The sequence below is a fragment of the Sphingomonas oligoaromativorans genome (genome assembly GCF_011762195.1).
In the GTDB taxonomy this organism is placed as follows: Bacteria; Pseudomonadota; Alphaproteobacteria; order Sphingomonadales; family Sphingomonadaceae; genus Solisphingomonas; species Solisphingomonas oligoaromativorans.
Genome location: NZ_JAASQK010000016.1, coordinates 21,987 through 28,345, shown reverse-complemented (window position 1 = coordinate 28,345; position 6,359 = coordinate 21,987). Strand labels below are relative to the sequence as shown.

Below are 6,359 nucleotides of genomic sequence, written 5' to 3'. Positions count from 1 at the left end.
CGCGACAGGGCGATCCGCGAGCGCATCCCGGCGGGCGACTGGGGCCGCCCCGAAGACCTCGGCGGCGCCGCCGTCTTCCTCGCCTCCGACGCCGCCCGATATGTCCACGGACATATCCTCGCCGTCGATGGTGGATGGCTCGCAAGGTAAAACGGAGCACATAGCAGGAGAGGGGCATGTCCGAGGCAGGGGGCTGGAGCAGGCGCGGCGTGCTTGGGGCGGGCGCGGCGGCATGGCTGACGACCGGAGCGCGGGGCGCGGGGCGGGCGCCGCTCGTCGATGCGCCGGCGGGGCGTTTCGTGGGCACGGCGCAGGGGGGCGTCACCGCCTTTCGCGGCATCCGTTATGGCCGCGCCGAGCGTTTCCACGCGCCGCGTCCCGAGCCGCGCACCGGGCAGACCATCGCCGCGCGCGCCTTCGGCCCCGTCTGCCCGCAGCGTGACACGCGCTATCCGACGCAGGCCGAGGACTGCCTCTTCCTCAACGTCTGGACGGCCGACCCGCACCCGTCTGCGCGCAAGCCGGTGATGCTCTACATCCATGGCGGCGCCTATTCGAACGGCAGCGTCACCGATCCGCTCAACGACGGGCAGGCGCTCGCCGCGCGCGGCGACGTGGTGGTGGTGACGGTCAACCACCGGCTCAACGCGTTCGGCTATCTCTATCTCGCGCGTCTAGATCCGAGCTTTGCCGACAGCGGCAATCTCGGCCAGCTCGACCTTGTGCTGGCGCTGCGCTGGGTGCGGGACAATATCGCGGCGTTCGGGGGCGATCCCTCGCGGGTGATGGTCTTCGGCCAGTCGGGCGGCGGCGCCAAGATCGCGACGATGATGGCGATGCCCGCCGCCGAGGGCCTCTTCCACCGCGCCGCGACGATGAGCGGGCAGCAGGTGACCGCCTCCGGCCCGCTCCATGCGACCGAGCGGGCGCGCGCCTATCTGGGCAAGCTCGGGGTGGGAGAAGCCGATCTTGCACCGCTGCTCACCATGCCCGTCGGGCGGCTGGTGGAGGCGCTGGACACGACCGACCCGATCCTCGGCGGCGGCCTCTATTTCGGCCCGGTGCTCGATATGCGCTGGCTGACGCGCCACCCTTTCTGGCCGGACGCGCCGCGGCAATCCAACGCGCTGCCGATGATGCTCGGCAACACGCATGACGAGGCGCGGGCCTTCATCGGGCTCGATTCCCCGCGCGTGCGGGGGCTGAACTGGGACAATCTCGCCGCGCGGGTGGCACCGGAGCTGAAGGTCGACATCCTGCCCGAATGGGTGGTGGCGCAATATCGCGCGCACTTCCCGGACTGGTCGCCGCTCGACGTGTTTTACGGCGCGGTGACGGCCGGGCGAAGCTGGCGCGGGCAGGTGATCGAGGCGGAGGCGCGTGCGCGGGCCGGCGCGCCGAGCTGGGTCTATCAGGTGGACTTCGCCTCGCGCACCGATCCGCGCCGGGGGGCATTCCACACCATGGACATCCCGCTGGTGTTCGGCACGCTCGATGCGCCCGGATCGCAGACCGGCACCGCCGCCGACGCGCGCGCCGCCTCGGCCGCGATGCAGGAGAGCTTCGTCGCCTTCGCGCACGCGGGCGATCCCAACCATCCGGGGCTGGAGCGATGGCCGACCTACGGCCTCGCCCGCCGCGCGACGATGCTCTTCGACGCCCGCTCGCGCGTGGAGGACGATCCGCGCCGCTGGCAGCGCGAGCTGTTCGCGCGCGTGCCCTATATCCAACCGGGAAGCTGACCTCTCAGGGGCATATTGACACGGATGCCGGTTGGCCACATGTTCGTGACACCGGTTACCAAGGCAAGACGGGAATCGGTGGGCAGGATCGCAAGAGCGACCGCCGAGGGGGAATGGAAAGCCGGGTCGCGTAGGGCGGTCCACTCTCCCGACAGGAGATTCAGGTGCCGTTACGGGGTTCATCCCCCTGGCGATGCAACCGGTATCATTGGCCCGAACGGGGCGAAGGGGAGTGGGATGATGAGGCATTCGGAAGGCGCCGCCGCGCGGCGCATCGCGCGACGTTTCAACGGAATTTCCACGGGCGCGCTCGTGCTGACGCTGGGGATCGGCATCCCGGCGGCCGGCCATGCGCAGACGGCGCCGGCAACGATCGCGCCGGCGCAGGCCGAAGCGCCGGGCGCGTCCACCGACTCGACGCCCGCCGCCGCCGAGATCGTCGTCACCGGCTTCCGCCAGTCGCTCGACGCGGCGCTGAGCGTCAAGAAGCAGTCGGTGTCCGCCGTCGACGCGATCGTGGCCGAGGATATCGCCAAATTCCCGGACCAGAATCTCGCGGAATCGCTCCAGCGCATTCCCGGCATCGCCATCCAGCGCGACGCGGGCGAGGGGCGTGCGATCACCGTGCGCGGCCTCGGCGCGCAGTTCACCCGCGTGCGCGTCAACGGGCTGGAGACGGTGGCCACCTCGACCGACGGCGCCTCGGCCAACCGCGACCGCGCGTTCGATTTCAACGTCTTCGCCTCCGAGCTGTTCAGCTCGATCGTCGTCCACAAGACGGCGGAGGCCTCGCTCGACGAGGGCTCGCTGGGCGCGGTGGTCGATCTCAACACCGGCAATCCGCTCGCGGGCAAATATGGCTTCACGATCGTCGGCTCGGCGCAGGGCAGCTACAACGATCTGAGCAGCAACTGGGGGCCGCGCCTGGCCGGGCTGGCCTCCTGGAAGTCGCCGGACGGGACGTTGGGCGTGGCGGTCTCGGCGGCCTATTCCAAGACCAACAATCTGGAGCTGGGCAACAACAGCGTGCGCTGGGCGCAGGCGCGCTTCGATTCCGTCGACGGCACGCCCTGCTTCACCACGCCCAACACCGGCGGCACCTATATTCCGAGCGCGGCGTGCGATCAGGCCTCGCTGTCCTTCCATCCGCGCATCCCGCGCTATGGCGAGGTGCGGCATGATCGCGAGCGGCTGGGCCTCACCGGCAGCGTCCAGTGGGCGCCGAGCGACCGGACGAAGATCTCCGTCGACGCGCTCTATTCGCGTTTCAAGGAGACGCGCGAGGAGAAATGGGGCGAAGTCCTGCTGCGCAGCAACGAGCGCTCGATCGATGTCGTGAACCCGACCTACGACGACAATGGCAACATGATCTCGGCCACGCTCAACGATGCGTGGGTGCGCACCGAGCATTATCTGCGCAAGTCCAAGACCAGCTTCTATCAGGTCGGCGCGACCTGGGATCAGGACGTGACGGATCGTTTCCGCTTCACGGCGCTCGGCGGCTTCTCCCGCTCCGACGCGAAGATCCCGGTCGAGACGACCTTCGTGCTCGATGACCGCGACGCGCAGGGCTATCAGTACGATTACACCGACATGCATCATCCGGTGCTGAGCTTCGGCACCAGCGTCACCGATCCGGCCAATTTCCAGCTCGCCGAGATTCGCGATCGCCCGTCGGATACGCTCAACAAGTTCCGCACCGGGCAGCTCCGCACCGAATGGGACGTGACGGACGGCTTTCAGGTGAAGGTCGGCGGCGTCTATCGCCGGTTCGAGTTCGACACGGTGGGCTATACCCGTGACGCGGTGGTCTGCCCCACCGTCAAGACGCCGACGCCGGACGTGGTGCTGGGCACGATCAGTTGCTCGCCTTCGACGGTGTTCGGGCCGAACGCGGTCTATGGCTTCCCGGCGACGGGGCTGACCGACGCCTTCCATCTCGGCAATGCCGGACAGCCGGCGGGCACGACTACGGACTGGCTGGTTCCCGATATCGACGCGGCGGCCAAATATACCGGCCTCTATGGCCGCGCGCTGGCGGTGGACGCCGGCAATACCCGCAGCGTCGTCGAGGAGGTAACCGGTGGCTATCTCCAGTTCGACGTGAAGGGCGAGCTGTTCGGCCTGCGCTATGCGGCGAACGCGGGCACGCGCTTCGTCCACACCAACCAGCATTCGACCGGCCTCTCCAACGGTCAGGCGGTGACGATCGGCCGCACCTATGACGACTGGCTGCCGGCGATGAACGTCGCGCTGTTCCCGACGCGCAACATCATCGTGCGCGCGGCGGTGTCCAAGGTGATGACGCGGCCGACGCTGGGCAACCTGACGCCGGGCGGCTCGGTCGACGGCTTCAACTACAAGATCAGCTTCGGCAATCCGCGGCTGGAGCCGTTCCGCGCGGTGGCTTACGATCTCTCGGCCGAATGGTATTTCGCGCCGCAGTCGATCTTCTCGGTGGCGCTGTTCAAGAAGGATGTGAGCAGCTTCCCCGTCTCGGTGACGACCAACGGGACGTTCGCGTCGACCGGCCTGCCGCTGTCGGTCATCACGCCGAGTTCGCCGGCCGCCTCCAACCCGGAAGGGCAGATCTGGCAGATATCGACCGTCACCAACGGCACGGGCGCGTCGCTCAAGGGCATCGAGGTGGCGTTGCAGGCGCCGTTCCGCTTCCTGCCGGGCTTCCTGCACAATTTCGGCGGCATCGTGAACGCCACCTTCATCCAGTCCAACGCGCGTTACACGCAGAGCGGGCCGGCGGTGACGCCGGGCGGCGGCCTTGTCAGCGAGACGCGGACGACGACGCTCTACGGCCTCTCCAAGCGGACGTTCAACGCGACGCTCTATTATGAGGACAAGAAGTTCAGCGCGCGCGGTTCGGTGAGCTATCGCAGCCCCTATGTCGACGCGGGCTCGGGCACGGGCAATGTGTTCGAGGGCTATGAATCGAGCATCAATGTCGACGCCTCGGTTCGCTACAAGCTCACGCCGTCTCTGGAGCTGTCGGTGGAGGGCACCAACCTCACCGACGATTATCGCGGCCGCTACACCGACATCGATGCGGATCGGAACTACGAATATAACCACTTCGGCCGCACCTTCATCTTTGGTGCGCGCTTCAAGATGTAACCGTCATCCATCTGGCGACTGGGGCGCGTCCTTCGGGGCGCGCCCTTTTTTATGGGCCAAAAAAAAGCCGGGCCTCCGCGAGGGAAGGCCCGGCCAGGAGAGAGCCGGTCTGAAAGGGCTTAGCGGGCGGTGTCGGTGCCGGTCGTGCGGCATCCCCAGAGCGCGTAGAAGAGGGTGTAGAGCTCGCAGGCGGCGGTGAGCAGGAAGCTCCACTGGAGGCCGTAGCGATCGGCGAGCCATCCCTGCACCACCACCAGCGCGCCGCCCGCGATCGCCATGACGAGCAGGCCGGAGCCTTCCTCGGTGAGCGGGCCGAGGCCGCGGATGCCGAGCGTGAAGATGGTCGGGAACATGATCGAGTGGAACAGCCCCACAGAGATCAGCGCCCACATCGCCACCGGGCCATGCGCGAAGGTGGCGACCAGCATCACCGCGCAGGCGGCGGCGCTGGCGAAGGCCAGCACATGCTCGGCGGCGACCGAGCGCATCACCGAGCTGCCGACGAAGCGGCCCACCATCATCCCGCCCCACAGCAGGAACAGGTAATGCGAGGCCTGCTCATGGCTGAGATTGCCGATATCGGGCTGCGACACGAAGCTGATGAAGAGATTGGAGACGCCGATCTCCGCGATCAGATAGATGAAGATCGCCGGCACGCCGAGCACGAGGTTGCGATGCCGCCAGAGCGAATGGTGGCGCCGCTCCTCGGCGGCGGCGCGGCTGGCGGCGCCCATGGCGGGCAGCGGATAGCGCGCGATGATGACCGCCAGAACGGCCAGCGTCGCCGCGACCAGCAGATAGGGGAGCTGCACCGACTGCGCGTCGGCCAGCCGCTGCGCCTGGGTGAGCGTCGCGCCGCCGAGCTGCGTGCCCGACACGCTGCGCCCGAGGATCAGATAGCCGCCGAACAGCGGCGCGAGCGTCGTCCCCATCGAGTTGAACGCCTGCACCAGATTGAGCCGCGCCGGTGCCGACTCCGCCGGCCCGATCACCGCGACATAGGGGTTGGCCGCGACCTGGAGCAGCGTGATGCCGCTGGCGATGACGAACAGCGCCACCATTACCACGCCATAGGAGGGGATGCGCGCCGCCGGGATCATCAGCAGCGCACCCGCCGCCATGATGACGAGGCCCGTCACCATCGAGCGCCGATAGCCGATCCGCTCGATCAGCTTGGCCGACGGGATGGAGGCGAAGAAATAGGCGATGAACCACACCGACTCGAGCAGGGTCGTCTGCCGGTAGCTCAGCTCGAACACGCTCTTCAGATGCGGCAGCAGCGTGTTGTTGATGACCGTGATGAAGCCCCACATGAAGAACAGGCTGGCGAGCAACGTCAGCGCCGGCCGATAGGACGCCCCCGGTTCGTGGCCCTGTGCGGCGAGGCGGGTGCTGGTCGTGACCGGTCCGGCCATGGGAATTTCTCTCCTTGCGTCCGTTCGTGTGGGTGCGGGCTTGTTGTTCTTATTTTTGTCTGAGTATAAGGAG

The 6,359-nt window shown here is 67.7% G+C and carries 4 protein-coding genes; 3 read left to right on the top strand and 1 reads right to left on the bottom strand.

The window, feature by feature from the left end:
• The 3 genes from FHS98_RS18085 to FHS98_RS18075 form a co-directional block, all read left to right on the top strand.
• A partial coding sequence (locus FHS98_RS18085; protein ID WP_167108686.1) for an SDR family oxidoreductase occupies window positions 1-150 on the top strand: 150 nt, incomplete at its 5' end.
• Window positions 151-176: 26 nt separating this feature from the next.
• Window positions 177-1,742, top strand: coding sequence for a carboxylesterase/lipase family protein (locus tag FHS98_RS18080; RefSeq protein WP_167108683.1), 1,566 nt, complete (start codon window positions 177-179; stop codon window positions 1,740-1,742).
• A gap of 240 nt (window positions 1,743-1,982) precedes the next feature.
• The gene (locus FHS98_RS18075; RefSeq protein ID WP_425057365.1) at window positions 1,983-4,871 is read left to right on the top strand and encodes a TonB-dependent receptor; all 2,889 of its coding nucleotides are present in this window, start codon (window positions 1,983-1,985) and stop codon (window positions 4,869-4,871) included.
• A 119-nt stretch (window positions 4,872-4,990) separates the two neighbouring features.
• On the opposite strand, the gene FHS98_RS18070 is transcribed toward FHS98_RS18075, so the two are convergent.
• Window positions 4,991-6,286 carry a sugar MFS transporter gene (locus FHS98_RS18070; RefSeq protein ID WP_167108680.1) on the bottom strand — a complete coding sequence of 432 codons (1,296 nt, stop codon included), beginning with the start codon at window positions 6,284-6,286 and terminating at the stop codon, window positions 4,991-4,993.
• Window positions 6,287-6,359: the final 73 nt, after the last annotated feature.

Bases quoted from the DNA above. Each gene is read 5' to 3' on its own strand.
- FHS98_RS18070 (WP_167108680.1), bottom strand. From the start codon at position 6,286: ATGGCCGGACCGGTCACGACCAGCACCCGCCTCGCCGCACAGGGCCAC.
- FHS98_RS18075 (WP_425057365.1), top strand. From the start codon at position 1,983: ATGAGGCATTCGGAAGGCGCCGCCGCGCGGCGCATCGCGCGACGTTTC.
- FHS98_RS18080 (WP_167108683.1), top strand. From the start codon at position 177: ATGTCCGAGGCAGGGGGCTGGAGCAGGCGCGGCGTGCTTGGGGCGGGC.